A 17309-nucleotide genomic window follows, 5' to 3' on the forward strand; every position below is an offset into this window, starting at 1 on the left:
CGGGCGGAACTGGGTGGGCCCGCCACGTGCGCCCCCGGCGACACGTTCCGCCCATCCGGACGGTCGAGTGCTCAGGGCGGTGAGGCAATCCTGGGCCGCCGCACTGCACAGCCACCGTTTCACGTGAAACGCGGGCGGCGGCTCAGGCGCGGTGACGGGCGACGCCCAGTTCGAGGAGGCAGCGCGCCGCAGCGTGGACGCCGGCGGTGGGGCGTGCCGGTCGGGTTCGCTCATCGCGAGGTCTCCGATGCGGCCAATCAGGTCTCGGTTCCGCCGTGCTGTCCGACGCGTCATCCGTCGGAACGCCCGTCCGGGGCGCTGTGGACTGAACGATCGCCGGGGCGGTTCTGCTGCTTCGTCCAAGGACGACTCGAGTAGGTACTGGCCGCACACTCGCATCGGCGCGTCTCCGCATCCGACGAACCGCCGCCGTTCGCGCTGTCCTCGACTGTCGTGCGTGACGTTTCGCTCAACGGTGGTTCCACGTGAAACGCGGCGGGCGGTCCGGATTCGGCTGATGGCGCCGCGGCCTCCCCTTCAGACGGAGCCGACGAGCTCGCGATGGTCGCACCGAAGGCGCGTCGACCCGGGCGGTGCGCACGGCAAGCTGTATCGATCGTCCGGCGACGCTCTGCCATTCAGTCCCGCGCACCGAGCGTGCGTGGCGTGCGCCACGGGAGCCACGCAGGTCGCCTCCCACCGGCCGACTGGACGGAGACGTCGCGTGCGCGTCCTCGGCCGGCACCACGCGAGCCGTAGCGGCTTCGCTCCCCGTCCACCTCCGGGGGCACATGATCCGGATGGTGGTCCGTGCCAGGGAGGATCGGCTGAACGTGCGGAGTGAATGGCCGCCGCATCCTCGCTCGCGTGGCGTCGGAGCCGATCGTTCGGGGCGCTCGCAAGCGTTTCACGTGGAACGTCGTCCCGCTGAGGTTGGCGAACCGGGACGGGCGGAGCGGCATCGGACATTCGGTGAGTCACGACATGACGCCGCAGGGAGATCGGGCCCGTCTCCCCCATCTCAAGCTCCGTCGCGGCCGAAGGGTCGAGGTTCGGCCAGGTCGACGTTCCACGAGAAACCTGCCGGATCGTGGACCTCGCGGAGGTGCATTCGACCAGTTCGACCGTCCGCGGCGACGGCTCTCAGCCGGCACCCGCGACGGCGATTAGGCTGGGGACTCGGAGCGACCGCAGGGCTCGTCGTGCGGTCTCGGATGGGTCAGGAGTACGGCATGGCGAACGGTGGACGCGGCTGGTTCCAACGCAGGAAGCCGCAGTCCGATGCCGTCGCACCGGCGACGGAGCAACGCCGGCCCGAGCCCACCCGGATCGAAGCCTATGAAGCGGAGCAGCGAGCCGAGGCAGCGAGACGCCAGGTGCACGAGTCGACCCGTCCCGACTTCGATTCCCTCCTGCGCCCGACGTCCGACGGCGCAAGCGGCGAACGATCGGCACCTCAGCCGATGGCCCCGAGTCGGCCCTCCGACCACGTTCCGGACGCGCCCGACTCCCGTGCTCCGAGTTCCGACGACCCCGACCGGCGCTGGGCGCCGCCGGAAGAGGCATGGCGCCGCGGTGTCGGTGACCGTCCCACTCCCGAGACGACCGCGGCGGGCGAGGCGCCGCGCTCGGACGACACGAGCACTCGCGCACCGGGTGCGGCACCCACCGCGGATCGCGACGAGAAGGCGCCGACACACGCTCCGTCGTCCGAGGGCGGAGCGTCGAGTGCCGCAGGGGCGGTGACGCGGTACGACTGGGATGCGGCGACCGCGGCCGCACTCTCGGACGAGTCCGTACCTGCGGTCCGCCCGGCGAACACCCCGCTCCCCCACAGCGATCCCGACAAGCTGCTCGAAGACATCATCCGCGAGATCGTCGGTGACGCGACGGCCGAGACGGTCTCGAGTCTCCAGCAGCCGCGACCGCAGGACGAGTCGCCATCGCGTGCGGTCACCGGCCAGACGAGCGCATCGATGCCGTCGGCGCCGAGCGCACCGCTCCCTCCTGCCGGTGAGGGTGATCCGCAACTCCGTTCGTCGGAGGTCGACGAGCCTCCCCTGGCGGCCGACCGTGAACGGATCCCGGCCGATCGCGAGACTGCGCTCGGGGCGGCATCCGCTCCGGCGGAGCCGTATGCTGTCGGGGCGGGTGTGGAGACGCCGACGGAGTCCGGAGTCGATGACGCCGAACACGCAGAGCCGGCCTCCCACCCAGCTGCTGCGACGACGAGTCACGCCGTGGTCGCCGGCCCGGCTGGGTCGGTTTCACGTGAAACACCGGAATCATACGGAGGAACTCCCCTGGCCGATCAGCTTGCCGACGAGACCCGGCGCCGAATCGCGCTCGACCAGGCCGTGCTGCCGCTGCCCCGGACCACGCGCATCTTCACGATCTCGAACCAGAAGGGCGGGGTCGGGAAGACGACGTCCGCGGTGAACCTGGCCGCGGCACTCGCGCGCGCCGGGGCGCACGTCCTCGTCGTGGACCTCGACCCGCAGGGGAATGCTTCGACCGCCCTCGGGGTCGATCACCGATCGGACCTGCAGAGCGTCTACGAGGTCCTCGTCTCCGATCTCGCGATCGCGGAGGTCGTGCAGCCGTCGACCGAGCACGAGAACCTCGACTGCGTGCCGGCGACCATCCACCTCGCCGGCGCCGAGATCGAGCTCGTCTCGCTGGTCGCTCGCGAGCAGCGGCTCCGCCGCGCCCTCGACGCGCACCTGGCGACGATGGAGCGCCCCTACGACTACGTGTTCATCGACTGCCCGCCGTCGCTCGGACTGCTCACCATCAACGCGTTCGTCGCGGCGCGGGAGGTGCTCATCCCGATCCAGTGCGAGTACTACGCGCTCGAGGGCCTCTCGCAGCTGCTCAGCAACATCGAGCTCATCGAGCGTCACCTGAACCCCGAACTGCGGCTGACGACGATCCTCCTGACGATGTACGACTCGCGCACGAATCTCGCCCAGCAGGTGGCGCAGGAGGTCCGCGACCACTTCCCCACCCAGACGCTCGACACGATCATCCCCAGGTCGGTCCGCGTCTCCGAGGCCCCGAGTTACGGACAGAGCGTGATCAGCTACGACTTCGCCTCGACCGGCTCCCTCTCCTATCGGGAAGCGGCAGCGGAGATCGCATGGCGAGGCGTGCAGAACGCGTCCGAACAGAAGGAGTCCGTCTGATGGCGACCAAGCGCACTGGACTCGGGCGCGGGATCGGCGCCCTGATCCCGACCAACGAGGAGACGGCGCCGAAGGTCACCCGTCCCGTCGACGTCTTCTTCCGGGAGAGCGAGGCCCCGACGACCGCGGTCGCCGCGGTCGAGAACGCCGTCGAGGCGAACCTCGTCACGGTGCCCGGAGCCCACCTCGCCAGGCTCAACCCCGACGACATCGTCCCGAACGCGCAGCAGCCACGCTCGGTGTTCGACGCCGACGACCTCGAGGAGCTCGTCCATTCGGTCCGCGAGTTCGGCGTCCTGCAGCCGATCGTCGTCCGACCCCACCCCGACGAGCCCGGCAAGTACGAACTCGTCATGGGCGAGCGCCGGCTCCGCGCGACCAAGGCCGCCGGCCTCGACTCGATTCCCGCCGTCGTCAAGGACACGGCCAACGAGGCGATGCTCCGCGATGCCCTCCTCGAGAACCTCCATCGTTCGCAGCTGAATCCGCTCGAGGAGGCATCCGCCTACCAGCAGTTGCTGGCCGACTTCGGGATCACCCAGGAGGAACTCGCGACGAGGATCGGTCGATCCCGGCCGCAGATCTCCAACACGCTCCGGCTGCTGAAGCTCCCCGAGCCGGTCCAGGTGCGCGTGGCCGCCGGCGTGCTGAGCGCCGGCCACGCGCGGGCGATCCTCGCCGCCGGCGACCCGGAGGCAATGCAGCGTCTCGCCGACAAGATCGTCAACGAGGACCTCTCCGTGCGCGCCGCCGAGGCCATCGCCGCGTCCGCGCCGAAGCCGGCGCGCCTCAAGCCCGCCGCGGGCAAGCGCCAGGAGTTCCTCGACGACCTCTCGACCCGACTCGGCGATCGGCTCGACACGCGCGTCAAGATCTCGATCGGTGCTCGAAAGGGCCAGATCAGCATTGATTTCGCGACCGTTCAGGACCTGCGGCGCATCCTGTCCGAGCTGGGCGAGGACCTCGACGGGCTCTGATCGCCCCGAAGCCCCTCCGACGGATCAGGCGCCGCGGCGCGCGGCCGTGCGGACCAGCCCGTCGTAGACCGTCGAGGCATCGGTGTCCGAGGCCTCGATCGCGAGGGGGACGAGCGAGGTCTCGGTGAGGCCGGGAAGCACGTTCGCCTCGAGGAACCACGGGGTGCCCTCGTCGTCGACGATGAGGTCGACACGGGAGAGGTCGCGAAGGCCGAGCGTGCGGTGCGCCGCGAGCGCCGCCGCCGTGGCCCGCTCGACGTGCTCCTCGGAGAGGCGGCAGGGCGAGAAGAAGGTGGTCTCCCCCGCGTTGTAGCGCGCCTGGAACGAGTACACGCCGGCAGACGGGACGATCTCGACCGCAGTGAGGGCGCGCGCTGCGCCATCCGTCTCGACGATCGCTACGGCGAGCTCCGTGCCGATGACCCGTCGCTCCACGACCGCGACGTCGGCGTAGGTGAACGCGTCGACCATCGCACGCGGGAGGTCGGCGGGCGCCGCGACGATGGTGACACCCTGCGCCGAGCCGCCCGAGCCTGGCTTCACCACGAGGTCGCCCGGCAGCGCCTCGCGGACCACGCGGAGCACGCTCGCGGCGCCGAGCTCGCGGAAGGCCTCGTGCGAGAGCACGATCGATTCGGGCACCGCACCGCCGGCCCCGGCGACGAGCGAACTCGCGACCGGCTTCGACCACGCCCGACGGGCGGCCGCGCCCGTCGAGCCGACGGTCGGGATCCGCAGCGCCGCCAGCAGTTCGAGCAGGGTGCCGTCCTCGCCGCTCGATCCGTGCAGCGCCGGGAACACGACGTCGGGTCGGTGCTCGGCGAGGTACGGCAGCAGTCCGGCGTCGGGATCGCGGAGTTCGACGCGGTGGCCGGCCTCGGTGAGGGCGTCGGCGACGCGTCGCCCCGAGCGGAGCGAGACGTCGCGCTCGTGCGAGATGCCCCCGGCGAGCACGACGACGGAAAGGCCGGTGGAATCGCTCATGATCAGGGGTTCTCCACTACTTCAGGTCGGTGGGCGGGGCGAGTTCGATGCCGGGTCGATCGGGGAGTTGGAGCGTTCCGGTCCCGGCGAAGGTGTCGAGCAGGTCGAGCTCGCCGTTGACGACCGTCGCCAGCCGGCGGATGCCGAGGCGGATGGCGTCGGGGGTCGGGTAGCAGAAGGAGAGTCGCATCGCGTGCCGACCGCGCCCGTCGGCGAAGAAGGCGGTGCCCGGCGTGTACGCGACGAGCTCGCGGACCGCGCGCGGGAGCATCTGCTTCGAGTCGAGCACGTCGGGGAGGGTCACCCACACGTAGAACCCGCCGTTCGGGTTCGTCCACGACAGCTGGGGCAGGTACTCCCCCAGCGCCTCGACCATCGCGTCCTTGCGTTCGCGGTAGACGCCGCGGAACGCGTCGATCTGCCCGCGCCAGTCGGCCTGCGACAGGTACTCCGACACGACGAGCTGGCTGAAGGACGACGGCGAGAGGATCGCCGACTCGGCCGCGAGGATGAGCTTCTCGCGGATGGCGTGGGGTGCGAGCGCCCAGCCGACGCGGAACCCGGGAGCCAGCGTCTTCGAGAAGGACCCGAGGTAGATCACGCCCTCCGGGTCCATCGAGCGAAGCGCGTCGGGTGCGGGCTCGTCGAAGTGCAGGAGACCGTACGGGTTGTCCTCGAGCACGAGGATCTCGTTCGCGCGGCAGATCTCGAGGATCTCGGGGCGGCGTGCGGCAGAGAGCGTCACGCCCGCGGGGTTGTGGAAGTTCGGGATCGTGTAGAGGAACTTGATGCGACGGCCCTGGCCGCGCAGGTGCGCGATGGTCTCGCGGAGCGCCTCGGGGATCAGGCCGTCGTCGTCCATCGCGACGTGCACGACGGACGCCTGGTACGACCGGAAGACGCCCATGGCGCCGACGTAGGACGGCGCCTCGGCGAGCACGACGTCGCCCGGATCGAGGAAGAGCTTGGCCACGAAGTCGAGCGCCTGCTGGGAACCGGTCGAGGTCACGACGTTGTCGACCGACGCACGGATGCCTTCGAGCGACATGACCTCGAGGATGTGCTCGCGCAGCGACGGGATGCCCTGGCCGGAGCCGTACTGGAGGGCGACCGGACCCTGTTCGCGCATCGTGCGCTCGAACGCCGTGGTGATGAGCTCCTGCGGGAGCGCGGAGACGTACGGCATGCCGCCCGCGAGGGAGACGACCTCGGGTCGCGAGGCGACGGCGAACAGCGCGCGCACCTCGGAGGCGGCGAAGCCGGCGGCTCGGTCGGCGTAGTTCGCGTACCACGGATCGAGGTTGTTGCCGGCCCGCTGGGGCACTCCGTCAGAGGTCACTGCTGGATTCCGTTCTGCTCAGGCATTCCATGCTAGCCAGCCGCGTCGGGGCGCCCGAACCGGATGCCACTGCGTGACGCCGCACCCGTGACGCCGCCCGGCGGGGCCGCCCCGCGATGCCGCCCCGGCGATGCCGCCCGCGCGGCCCCGCACCCCCACGCACGACGAGGGCCCGTAACCGATCGATACGGTTACGGGCCCTCGGGAACAATCGCGATGCTCAGCCGATGAACTCGGCGAGATCCTGCTCGAGGATCGGCTTCGGCTTCGCGCCGATCACGGTGCGGACGACCTCGCCGCCCTTGAAGACCTTCATCGCGGGGATCGCGGTGATCTGGTACTTCATCGCGAGGCCCGGGTTCTCATCGACGTTGAGCTTGACGATGTCGAGCTTGTCGGAGTGCTCGGTCGCGATCTGGTCGAGGATCGGGCTCACCGCGCGACACGGACCGCACCACTCGGCCCAGAAGTCGACGAGGACGGCCTTGTCGTTCTGCAGCACCTCCTGGTCGAAGGTGGCCTCGGACACTGCACGTGCAGTCATTGGATATCTCCTTTGGTGGAAGCGATGGTCCGGAACGTCCGCCGGGCATATGTCGATGCCGGCATCCGTTCCGGGAGAGCGATCAGCGGGCGGCGTCCGCCAGGTCGACGGCGACGAGCTCGTCGACTTCGGCCGCTTCGGCGGAGGCCGCCGAAGGGTCGCCGCTCGTGTCCTCGAGGGCGGCGAGGTAGTGCTCGGCGTCGAGGGCCGCGACCGTACCGGAGCCGGCCGCGGTGACCGCCTGGCGGTAGATCGGGTCGATGACGTCGCCCGCCGCGAAGACGCCCGGGACCGACGTGCGGGACGAGCGACCGTCGACGGCGATGGTGCCCTCGGGCGTGAGGTCGAGCTTGCCGTGCACGAGGTGGGTGCGCGGGTCGTTGCCGATCGCGACGAACAGGCCGTCGAGGTCGAGCGCGCTGACCTCGCCCGAGACGGTGTCGCGCAGCGTGACACCGGTCACGGCGGTGTCGCCGTGGATGGCATCGACGGCGGCGTTCCAGACGAACTCGATCTTCGGATTGTCGAACGCGCGCTGCTGCATGATCTTCGACGCCTTGAGCGAGTCGCGGCGGTGGATCACGTAGACCTTGTCGGCGAAGCGCGTGAGGAAGGTCGCCTCCTCCATCGCCGAGTCGCCGCCGCCGACGACCGCGATGGTCTTCTCGCGGAAGAAGAAGCCGTCGCACGTGGCGCACCACGAGAGTCCGTGGCCGGAGAGGCGCTCCTCCTCGGGGAGGCCGAGCTTGCGATAGGCCGAGCCGGTCGCGAAGATGATCGCCTTCGCCTCGTGCTCACCCCCGTTGCCGAGCTTCACACGCTTGACCGGGCCGTCGACGTCGAGCTCCACGACGTCGTCGTAGACGACCTCGGTGCCGAAGCGCTCGGCCTGGGCCTGCATCTTGCCCATCAGGTCGGGGCCCATGATGCCCTCGGGGAAGCCCGGGAAGTTCTCCACCTCGGTGGTGTTCATGAGCTCGCCGCCGATCTCGACGGAACTGGCGATGAGCAGCGGCTTCAGCTCGGCGCGGGCCGCGTAGATGGCGGCGGTGAAGCCCGCCGGTCCGGACCCGATGATGATGATGTCGCGCAAACCCGCTCCTGTCGTTCCCTGCGATGCCCGCGGCATCCTACATTCCGGATGCCACGACATGGTGAACACAGTCTAGGCGGCGCCTATTCCGCCATCCGCGGCGCTCACGGGCGGGTCACAGGCTGACCCAGACCGAGCGGATGACACGGGCTCGCGCCCCGCGTCATCCGTCGTCATCGACGCCTGAGCCGCGCCAGCACGGGCTCGGCGAAGCCGCGCAGTTCGGGCGAACGCAGCAGCCAGAGGATGCCGGCGTAGAGCACGGCCATGGCCGTCCCGGTGATCGCCATCACGAGGATGGCGCTCCAGCGATCGGCGATCGCGAAGCCGCCCTCCGCGAAGCCGCCGAAGACCCACACGATCGCCGCGCCCGCGACGACGGGGACGATGACCGCGACGACGTCGCGCGCGAGGCTCGTCAGCACGCGCTTCGCGTCGAGGCGCTCGAGCTTCGGCCGGAGGAGGAGCACGGCGAGGCCCAACTGGATCGTGCCCGCGACCGTCGTCGACAGGGCGACGCCGACGGCGATCCACTCCACCGGGAGCAGCAGGCAGGTCAGCGCGGCGATCGTGAAGACGACCACCTGGACGAGGGTGAACATGAACGGCGTCCGGGTGTCGCCGAGCGCGTAGAACGTCCGCTGCACGACGAACAGGATGCTGAACCCGACGAGTCCCACGGCGAACGCGATGATCACGTTGCCGAGCGCCGAGGCGTTCGCGAAGTTCCCCGGCTGGAAGACCGCCGCGAACGGGTAGGCCACCACGACGAGCACGGCCGAGGCGAGCATCAGGATGAGGCCGACCGCACGCACCGCGCCCGACAGGTCGGCGCGGACCCGGTCGAGCAGTCCGTCGCGGGCGTGCTCGCTCATGCGCGTGAAGTAGGCCGTCGCGATCGAGACCGTGATCACCGAGTGCGGGAGCATGAAGATCAGCCAGGCGTTCTCGATCGCGGCGACCGAGGCGCCCTGCTCGGACGCGGTGCTCACGACGCGGGTCTGCACGATTCCGGCGAACGTCGTGAGCAGCAGCATCCCGAACGTCCACCCCGCCATGCGCCCGGCGGATCGCAGGCCGACGCCGCGCCACTGGAAGTCCGGCCGGTAGCGCAGGCCGATCCGACGCCAGAACCAGAACAGCACGAGCGCCTGCGCCGCGATGCCGAGGGTCGCCGACCCGGCGAGGAGCGCGATCATGCCCGGCGTCCAGTCCGATGCGGAGCGGGTGCCCGCGGGGTCGAAGCCGAACAGCAGGCCGAACACGACGAGGCCGATGAGGGCGACCACGTTGTTCAGCACCGGGACCCACGTGAACGGGCCGAAGCTCCGACGCGCGTTCAGCACCTCGCCGAGCAGCGTGTAGAGGCCGTAGAAGAAGATCTGCGGCAGGCACCAGAACGCGAACGCGGTGGCGAGCGCGAGGGTGTCGGGCGCGAACCCGCCGCCGTAGAGCCAGGCGAGCGCCGGGGCGAGCGCGGTGGCGACCACGGTCGCGGCGCCGATCACGACGAGCGCCAGCGTGACCAACTTGTTGATGTAGGCGCTGCCGCCGTCGGCATGCGCCGCGGCGCGCACGATCTGCGGGACGAGCACCGCCGACAGCACGCCGCCCGCGACGATCACGTAGACGGTGTTCGGGAGGCCGTTCGCCACCGCGAACGCGTCGGCGCTCGCCGAGCCCACGACGCCGATGGTCGCGGCGAGGACGATGGCCTTCAGGAATCCGAGGATGCGCGAGACGATCGTGCCCGATGCCAGGAACAGGCTCGCCCGGGCGATGCGGTCGTCAGCCATGCGAGGGGTCCTCCGGTCGGGTGGTCGCCGCCTCGGTCTCGGGCGCTGCCTCGGTCTCGGGCGCCGCCTCGGTCTCGGGCGCCGCTGCGGTCTCGGAGTCCGTGTCGGTCCCGGCCCCCGACTCGTCCTCCGGCGTCCCGGATGCCGCGGCCGCACGCTCGCGTCGACGACGCAGGATGGTGCGCAGGATGCCGGCGCCGAAGGCGACCACCGCGAGCACGGCGAGGACGGTCGCGCCGACCCCCTCCCAGTCGGCGTGGACGTTCGCCGGGATCCGGACGATCGAGCCGAGCGGCGTCCCGGAGGGCGACGCGAGCGAGACCTCGAGGTCGACCTCGCCGCTGCCGACGCCGGCCGCCACGGGCACCTGCACGGTCCGGCGGCTCTCCCCCTCGACCGTCGCCTCGACGGCATCCTCGACGAGCAGCCGGCCGTTCGACGGATCGACGGTGACGACCACGTTCACGGGGTACGGCAGGTCGTTCTCGATCGTGATCGGGATGCCGGTCTCGCTCGCGACCACGAGCACGCTGCTCGTCGGGACGACCGAGACGGAGTCGGTGATCGCGCGCTGGTCGACCAGCCATCGGCCGACCGCCTCGCTCCACTCGGTCGGCAGGTCGAGCCAGCCCACCGACAGGAGCTCGAGCAGGTCGCGTCGCGTCGGCGCGGTGAGCAGCGTCGGGTCGTCGAGCACGTCCGAGAACTGCTCGACCGCCAGTTCCGCGCCGAGCAGGCGTTCGACGTTGTCGAGCCGCTGGGCCTCCTCGGGCAGTGAGACGAGGGTGCGCGGAACCGGCGGCGCGCCGACGGCCTCGGCGAGCGTCGCGGGTCGCGACCAGGTCGAACCGTCCAGGACGGCCAGCGTCTCGGCGACGCGGTCGGCGTCGGCACCCGCCGATCGGGCGAACGTGCCGGCGAACGTGGTGCCGGCGTCGCCCGGGCCGACCGCCAACTCGGCGAGCAGGCCGGACGCGGCGCTGCGCCACTCGACGTCGGTCTGGGCCGCCGCGGCGAGCCGGAGCGGGTTCTGCAGCCGCGCGTCGGCGACGACCGCTCCACGACCGTCGATCGTGGCTGCGGCGTTCGCGCCGCCCGCGGTCGCCTCGACGTTGCCCGGCGCCAGGATCGCCGTCGTGAGCCCTCCGGCCGCGAAGCGGTCGAGGTCGCCGGACGCCACGGTGTCGTCGGCCGGCCAGACGAGGTCGGTGCGGGTGAAATCCCAGTCGAGCAGGTCGGCGTCGGACGGCGCCTCGCCCGGTGCGGTCGTCGCGCCCGCGGGACCCAGGTCCCCGCCGAAGTCCGCGGGGTCGACGACGTCGCCGAACCCGAGCGGCTCGAGCGGGGCGTCGAGCCCGGCCTGCGACTGCGCGGCGAGGTCGGCGTCGGCGTAGGCGAGGGGGAACACCTCGTTCGGCATCTCGGCGAGCGCCTCGAGCCAGGCGACGGCCGACTCCGGAGCCGACGAGCCGAGTGCGCGGATGGACACGGGGATCCGCGGGTCGATGCCGACCGCGACCCCGGCGCCCGAGACCGCCTCGAGCTGCCGGGTCAGCAGGCCGGTCGGACCGGTCCACGATTCGAGGCGCTCGGCGGGCAGCAGTCCGCCCTCGTTGACGGGGACCGTGAGCGGGTACGCGAGCGCGAGCGCCGGCCGGTCGTCGTCGGCGACCAGGCGGTTCGCGACGGCCGCGGTGCCGCCCGCGACATCCGCCCCACCCGACTCGAGCGACGCGGCCAGGCCGATCGCGGGATCCGCGGCATCCGTCGCGCCGGCCGGAAGGGTGAACTCGACGGTCGTGACCGCGCCCACGGGAAGGGTCGCGGTCGTTCGCTCGAACACGGTCCGCGCGCCGGACGGGAGCCCGCCGTCGCTCGTCCACGCGTCGAGGTCGTCGGCGTCGTCGATCCCCGACGGCGCGACGCCGAGGAAGAGCGTGCCGGCCTCGACGGCGGCGTCGCCGCCGTTCACGATCTCGACGACCACGTCGATCGGCGCTCCGGCGGTCGCCGAGGTACCGTCGGCGAGTGCGACGCTCACGCGGACTCCGCTCTCGGGCTCGGCCGCTCGGGCGGCCTGGGCGCCCGTCGGGCCGTCGAACGGCGCGACCGCGCCGGCGACCCCGAGGGCCACGGCGGCGGCCCCGGCGGACAGGGAGGCGAGGAGTCGGCGCAGGCGTCGAGGGTGGGTCGACTCGGCCGGCATGCTGGCGATTCTACGGTGAGCGAACCGAGAGGTCGCGGGGCGGCACCCGGGTCGTCGGCAGGGTCGCGGCGATCGCGCGGGCGGCGCGCCGAGGTCGCCCTGCCTAACATGGAGCAATGCAGAGTGTCGCGGAGGCCCTCGACCGGCTCGCGGGTCTGGCGGCCTCGCCGACGGTCGCCACGCTCGCCGACGCCTTCCAGGCGGCCGGCTTCGAGCTCGCCCTCGTCGGCGGCCCGGTCCGCGACGCGTTCCTCGGCCGGTCGACCAACGACCTCGACTTCACGACGGATGCCACTCCCGACGAGATCCTCGCGGTCGTGAAGCCGATCGCCGAGGCGCACTGGGACATCGGCCGCGCCTTCGGCACCATCGGCGCGATCGTGCAGGGGCACACCGTCGAGATCACGACCTACCGCGCCGACGCCTACGACGGCGCCTCGCGCAAGCCCGAGGTGGTCTTCGGCACGTCCCTCGAGGACGACCTCGTGCGCCGCGACTTCACCGTGAACGCGCTCGCGCTGCGCCTGCCGCAGCGCACGCTCGTCGACCCGTCGGGCGGCGTCGAGGACCTCATCGGGCAGGTGCTGCGGACGCCCGCCGCCCCCGAGGTCTCGTTCGGCGACGACCCGCTGCGGATGATGCGCGCCGCGCGCTTCGCGGCCCAGCTCGGGTTCGAGGTCGAACCGGGCACGCTCGGGGCGATGGCCGCACTCGCGCCCGAGATCGACCGGATCTCGGCCGAGCGCGTGCGCGACGAGCTGTCGAAGCTGCTGTGCACGGGCGCGGCGAGCCGCGGCATCCGCCTGCTCGTCGACACCGGGATCGCGGCGCGCGTGCTGCCCGAGATCCCGGCGCTGCGACTCGAGATCGACGAGCACCACCACCACAAGGACGTCTACGAGCACAGCCTGACCGTGCTCGACCAGGCGATCGACTACGAGGCGTCGCGTGGGGTGCTCGACTCCCCCGACCTCGTGGTGCGCCTCGCGGCGCTGCTGCACGACATCGGCAAGCCCGCGACCCGGCGGCTCGAACCGGGTGGCGCGGTGTCGTTCCACCACCACGACATGGTCGGCGCGAAGCTGGCGAAGCGGCGGCTGCGCGAGCTGCGCTTCGACAACGACACCATCAAGGCGGTCTCGCGCCTCATCGAGCTGCACCTGCGCTTCTTCGGGTACACGGACGGCGCTTGGACCGACTCGGCGGTGCGCCGGTACGTGCGCGACGCGGGCGACCAGCTCGAGCGGCTCCACATCCTGACGCGGGCGGATGTCACGACCCGCAATCGCCGCAAGGCCGACCGCCTCGGCTTCGCCTACGACGACCTCGAGGAGCGCATCGCGCGGCTCGCCGAGGAGGAGGAGCTCGCCGCGGTGCGCCCCGAGCTCGACGGCCAGCAGATCATGGAGATCCTCGGCATCCGCCCCGGGCCGGTGGTCGGCGAGGCCTACAAGCACCTGCTCGACGTGCGCCTCGACGAGGGCCCGATCGGTCCGGATGCCGCGCGCGAGCGCCTGCTCGCCTGGTGGGACGCGCGCGGCGGCGCCTGAGGCCCGCCGCGCGCTGCCGCGCGCTCGTTCGCCGCTGATTCGCCGAGAGCGTGTAGTTCCGACGAGCGTGATTGCGTACGCAAACGCGCTCGTCGGAAGTACACGCTCTCGAGGCATTGCCTGGTGTTCATTCGACCGGTCCTCCACACCCGGGTCGGGGAATGTGGGCGGTGCCGGCGACGTTCGCGACGTCGGTGGATGGTTCTCGCGCCGTCAGTGTCGACGCCGTGGATACCACGGTCGCACCGCGCATCATCCTGACTGCCGACGAGCGACGAGCCCCGGCAGGGGATCGATGGGTGCAGCGGGCGGTCACGCACGGTCGTCTGGTACGCATCCGCGCCGGTATCCACGTCGACGCCGGCGAGTGGGCGGCCTCGGGGCACGATCAGCGAGCGCTCGTCAGGCTCCTCGCTGCGGTCCGAACGCGACGCCAGGGCGCGGTGCTCACCCACGAGTCCGCAGCGCTCGTGCTCGGCGTCCCGATCGTCGGTCCACGTCCCGACACCGTTCACTTCATCTCGCGGACGGGTTCTGCTCCGCGCAACGAGCGTGGAGTCGTGTGGCATCGGGCGCGGCTCGGCGACGACGATGTCATCGAACACCGCGGATTCGTGCTGACGAGCCCGGAACGCACCGCGTTCGACCTCGCCCGGACCCGCCGCTTCGCGTCCGCGACCGTGGCGCTCGACGCGATGCTGGCGGGCCGATACGAACCGGTGCCGGCGCGAGTCGACGGAGCTCGCTTCGTCGAATGTGCTCCGGAGGAGCTCATACCGGTGGACGAGGACCGACTCGTGGAACGCATCGCAGCCGCGCGGGGTGCCCGAGGCATCCGCGCAGCTCGACGGGCCGTCGAATTCGCTGATGCGCGATCCGGGTCCCCGGGAGAGTCGCTCAGCCGTGCGCAGATCCACCTGCTCGGATTCCCGGCCCCGCAGCTCCAGGTTCCGTTCGCGCGAAGCGGCGGCGGGGACGACGTCACCGACTTCCACTGGCGCGAGTACGGGGTCGCCGGTGAGTTCGACGGGTTCGTGAAGTACCACCGCGAGGAGTACACGGGCGACCTCTCGCCGGAGGAAGTGGTCTGGCGCGAGAAGGAGCGCGAACGCCGACTCCGGCGCGAGCACGGCCTGGAGGTGAGTCGATGGACTTGGGACGACGCCCGGACGCCGCAGCTCCTCAAGGCCGAGTTGCTCGCCGCGGGCCTCCCGATCGTCCGCGGCTGACACCTGCGCCACCGCGTGGCATGGTGGGCCGGGACACATCACGGCCCGTCCCCGAACGCGTGTAGATCCGACGAGCGCAATTGCATACGCAAACGCGATCGTCGCATCTACACGCGCTCGGCGAGCTCGCCGCGGGAGGTCGCCCGGCTGCCCGGCCGCGCCGCCGATGTGCGCGGCGGCGAGGCATCCGTTACACTTGACCGGTTGTCTGCGTGCCCGACTCCGGGCCTCCGCAGCACGACGCATGTACACCCTCCTGTCACAGACCGTCTGTGACCGCTGAGTCCGAAGGAGGTGGGTCTGTCATGCACCAGTACGAGCTGATGGTGATCCTCGATCCGTCGATCGACGAGCGCACCGTTGCTCCCAGCCTCGACAAGTTCCTCAACGTCATCCGCAACGATGGCGGCACCGTCGACCACGTCGACATCTGGGGCAAGCGTCGCCTGGCGTACGAGATCAACAAGAAGTCCGAGGGCATCTACGCCGTCGTCGACTTCACCGCCGAGTCCGCGACCACCAACGAGCTCGACCGCCAGCTGAACCTCAGCGAGGCCGTCATGCGCACCAAGGTGCTCCGTGCCGAGGAGGCGATCGCCCAGGTCGCCGCCGTGAAGAAGGCCGAGGAGGCGAAGGCCGCGAAGAAGGCCGCCGCCGCCGCGAAGGCCCCCGCCAAGAAGGACGCCTAGTCCTCATGGCCGGCGAGACCGTCATCACCGTGGTGGGCAACCTCACCGCCGACCCCGAGCTGCGCTACACGCAGAGCGGGCTGGCTGTCGCGAACTTCACGATCGCGTCGACGCCCCGCACGTTCGACCGCCAGGCGAACGAGTGGAAGGACGGCGAGGCCCTCTTCCTGCGTGCGAGCTGCTGGCGCGAGTTCGCCGAGCACGTCGCGGGATCGCTCACCAAGGGAACCCGGGTCATCGCTTCCGGACGTCTCAAGCAGCGCTCCTACGAGACGAAGGAGGGCGAGAAGCGCACCACCATCGAGCTCGAGGTCGACGAGATCGGCCCGAGCCTGCGCTACGCCACCGCGTCCGTGACGCGCGCCCAGTCCAACCGCGGCGTCGGCGGAGGCGGCTCCTTCGGGGGCGGCCAGCAGTCGTCGGATGACGCGTGGGCGCCGAGCGCTCCCGCGCAGTCCTCGGGCGGCGGCGACGTCTGGAACACCCCGGGCACGAACTACGGCGACGAGACGCCCTTCTAGGCCTCCGGGCCGGCGACGGATGCCACGTGGCATCCGCTCGCACTGAAACTCACACACGACAGGAAAGAACCATGGCTGGAAAGAGCAGCGGCGACCGCCGCAAGCCTCGCGGCGGCAAGGGCGCGAAGAACGCCGCCCCCGCGAAGTCCGTCAAGGTCGGCGTCATCGACTACAAGGATGTCGCGACCCTTCGGAAGTTCATCTCGGAGCGCGGCAAGATCCGCGCCCGTCGCATCACCGGTGTCTCCGTGCAGGAGCAGCGCCTCATCGCCCGCGCCGTGAAGAACGCGCGCGAGATGGCGCTCCTGCCCTACTCGGGCTCCGGCCGCTAAGGAGCACGGAACAATGGCAAAGATCATCCTCACGCACGAGGTCTCCGGTCTCGGCGAGGCCGGCGACGTGGTCGAGGTCAAGAACGGGTACGCCCGCAACTACCTCGTCCCCAAGGGCTTCGCGACCCCGTGGACCCGTGGCGGCCAGAAGCAGGTCGACCAGATCAAGGCCGCGCGCGCCGCGCGCGAGCTGCACTCGCTGGAGGACGCGCAGGCCCTCAAGGCCAAGCTCGAGTCCACCAAGGTGCGCCTCAGCGTCAAGGCCGGCCTCGGCGGCCGCCTCTTCGGCTCGGTCAAGCCCGCGGATGTCGCGGCGGCCGTCGCCGACGCCGGTCTCGGCGAGATCGACAAGCGCAAGGTCGAGTTCACCGCTCCGGTGAAGTCGGTCGGCGACCACGAGGTCACCGTCAAGCTGCGCGACGAGGTCACCGCGACGATCACCCTCCAGGTGGTCGCGGCGAAGTAGTCGCTTCCGACGCACGCGAACGACGCGGCGGTGGGCTGAGGCCCCCGCCGCGTCGTCGTGTGCGGGTCTCGGCGGGCCTGTTCGGGCGTCCGCATTACACCCGTCGGAAGCGCCGACGCAAGTCCACACTTTGGGGTGCTGTCCTCAGGTTTGTACACAGGACCGGCGTGGCGCCCACCGGGAAACGGAAGAATTTTCCCCCCACAGGTGTGGATTCCGTAAATCGCAGGTCAGGGTGAAATTCAGGACATGTCATTCACAAGATTTCCACAGTTGTCCACAGGGTCTGTTCACATGTTCGGCGGCGTTTCGCCCACGTCCTCCACAGAGTTATCCACAGGGCGGCTTGTGCTGTGGGAACCCCTTCCTTATGGTGAGTCAGTCTCCTTCGGAATGAC

General features: G+C 70.9%; 14 protein-coding genes. 8 read left to right on the forward strand and 6 right to left on the reverse strand.

Going from position 1 to position 17309, the window contains the following annotated elements; all coding sequences use genetic code 11:
* The first annotated feature begins 2240 nt into the window (after positions 1-2240).
* Together GLX25_RS02035 and GLX25_RS02040 are read left to right on the forward strand one after the other, a co-directional pair.
* Positions 2241-3185, forward strand: coding sequence for a ParA family protein (locus GLX25_RS02035; protein ID WP_271192338.1), 945 nt, complete (start codon positions 2241-2243; stop codon positions 3183-3185).
* Entirely contained in the window at positions 3185-4162 is a 978-nt protein-coding gene (locus GLX25_RS02040) for a ParB/RepB/Spo0J family partition protein (RefSeq protein WP_155840492.1), read from the forward strand. Before GLX25_RS02035 ends, GLX25_RS02040 begins: the two co-directional genes overlap by 1 nt.
* Before the next feature lie 24 nt (positions 4163-4186).
* On the opposite strand, the gene GLX25_RS02045 is transcribed toward GLX25_RS02040, so the two are convergent.
* The 6 genes from GLX25_RS02045 to GLX25_RS02070 all read right to left on the reverse strand — a co-directional run bounded on the left by GLX25_RS02045 (position 4187) and on the right by GLX25_RS02070 (position 12124).
* A complete protein-coding gene (locus GLX25_RS02045; RefSeq protein ID WP_155840493.1) occupies positions 4187-5146 on the reverse strand; it encodes a D-alanine--D-alanine ligase family protein in 960 nt (319 codons plus the stop codon).
* A 16-nt stretch (positions 5147-5162) separates the two neighbouring features.
* Positions 5163-6485 (reverse strand): aminotransferase-like domain-containing protein, encoded by a 1323-nt coding sequence (locus GLX25_RS02050; RefSeq protein WP_166548345.1) that lies wholly within the window; start codon positions 6483-6485, stop codon positions 5163-5165.
* Positions 6486-6705: 220 nt separating this feature from the next.
* Positions 6706-7029: a thioredoxin gene (trxA, locus tag GLX25_RS02055; protein WP_129233079.1), complete on the reverse strand. Its 324-nt coding sequence runs from the start codon at positions 7027-7029 to the stop codon at positions 6706-6708.
* Positions 7030-7111: 82 nt separating this feature from the next.
* Complete coding sequence (trxB, locus tag GLX25_RS02060) at positions 7112-8122, reverse strand: thioredoxin-disulfide reductase (RefSeq protein WP_155840494.1); 1011 nt, start codon at positions 8120-8122, stop codon at positions 7112-7114.
* 173 nt (positions 8123-8295) lie between these two features.
* Complete coding sequence (gene murJ / locus GLX25_RS02065) at positions 8296-9918, reverse strand: murein biosynthesis integral membrane protein MurJ (protein ID WP_155840495.1); 1623 nt, start codon at positions 9916-9918, stop codon at positions 8296-8298.
* On the reverse strand, positions 9911-12124 hold the full coding sequence (locus tag GLX25_RS02070; protein ID WP_155840496.1) for a DUF6049 family protein: 2214 nt from the start codon (positions 12122-12124) through the stop codon (positions 9911-9913). Before GLX25_RS02070 ends, murJ begins: the two co-directional genes overlap by 8 nt.
* Positions 12125-12240: 116 nt before the next feature.
* Between GLX25_RS02070 and GLX25_RS02075 the strand changes: the two genes are divergently transcribed.
* The 6 genes from GLX25_RS02075 (at position 12241) to rplI (ending at position 16911) form a co-directional block, all read left to right on the forward strand.
* Entirely contained in the window at positions 12241-13674 is a 1434-nt protein-coding gene (locus GLX25_RS02075; RefSeq protein WP_155840497.1) for a CCA tRNA nucleotidyltransferase, read from the forward strand.
* A 227-nt stretch (positions 13675-13901) separates the two neighbouring features.
* The gene (locus GLX25_RS02080) at positions 13902-14903 is read left to right on the forward strand and encodes a hypothetical protein (protein ID WP_155840498.1); all 1002 of its coding nucleotides are present in this window, start codon (positions 13902-13904) and stop codon (positions 14901-14903) included.
* Positions 14904-15208: 305 nt separating this feature from the next.
* Entirely contained in the window at positions 15209-15592 is a 384-nt protein-coding gene (rpsF, locus tag GLX25_RS02085) for a 30S ribosomal protein S6 (protein ID WP_155840499.1), read from the forward strand.
* 5 nt (positions 15593-15597) lie between these two features.
* Positions 15598-16113 (forward strand): single-stranded DNA-binding protein, encoded by a 516-nt coding sequence (locus GLX25_RS02090; protein WP_155840500.1) that lies wholly within the window; start codon positions 15598-15600, stop codon positions 16111-16113.
* A 71-nt stretch (positions 16114-16184) separates the two neighbouring features.
* On the forward strand, positions 16185-16445 hold the full coding sequence (rpsR, locus tag GLX25_RS02095; RefSeq protein ID WP_067947514.1) for a 30S ribosomal protein S18: 261 nt from the start codon (positions 16185-16187) through the stop codon (positions 16443-16445).
* 13 nt (positions 16446-16458) lie between these two features.
* Positions 16459-16911, forward strand: coding sequence for a 50S ribosomal protein L9 (rplI, locus tag GLX25_RS02100; protein WP_155840501.1), 453 nt, complete (start codon positions 16459-16461; stop codon positions 16909-16911).
* The last annotated feature ends 398 nt before the right edge of the window (positions 16912-17309 follow it).

Source organism: Agromyces luteolus, from assembly GCF_009729855.1.
Lineage (GTDB): Bacteria > Actinomycetota > Actinomycetes > Actinomycetales > Microbacteriaceae > Agromyces > Agromyces luteolus.

What these genes read in the sequence shown, in the direction of transcription:
- GLX25_RS02040 (WP_155840492.1), top strand. Translation starts at nt 3,185, where the DNA reads ATGGCGACCAAGCGCACTGGACTCGGGCGCGGGATCGGCGCCCTGATC.
- GLX25_RS02045 (WP_155840493.1), bottom strand. Translation starts at nt 5,146, where the DNA reads ATGAGCGATTCCACCGGCCTTTCCGTCGTCGTGCTCGCCGGGGGCATC.
- trxA (WP_129233079.1), bottom strand. Translation starts at nt 7,029, where the DNA reads ATGACTGCACGTGCAGTGTCCGAGGCCACCTTCGACCAGGAGGTGCTG.
- murJ (WP_155840495.1), bottom strand. Translation starts at nt 9,918, where the DNA reads ATGGCTGACGACCGCATCGCCCGGGCGAGCCTGTTCCTGGCATCGGGC.
- GLX25_RS02070 (WP_155840496.1), bottom strand. Translation starts at nt 12,124, where the DNA reads ATGCCGGCCGAGTCGACCCACCCTCGACGCCTGCGCCGACTCCTCGCC.
- GLX25_RS02075 (WP_155840497.1), top strand. Translation starts at nt 12,241, where the DNA reads ATGCAGAGTGTCGCGGAGGCCCTCGACCGGCTCGCGGGTCTGGCGGCC.
- rpsF (WP_155840499.1), top strand. Translation starts at nt 15,209, where the DNA reads ATGCACCAGTACGAGCTGATGGTGATCCTCGATCCGTCGATCGACGAG.
- GLX25_RS02090 (WP_155840500.1), top strand. Translation starts at nt 15,598, where the DNA reads ATGGCCGGCGAGACCGTCATCACCGTGGTGGGCAACCTCACCGCCGAC.
- rpsR (WP_067947514.1), top strand. Translation starts at nt 16,185, where the DNA reads ATGGCTGGAAAGAGCAGCGGCGACCGCCGCAAGCCTCGCGGCGGCAAG.
- rplI (WP_155840501.1), top strand. Translation starts at nt 16,459, where the DNA reads ATGGCAAAGATCATCCTCACGCACGAGGTCTCCGGTCTCGGCGAGGCC.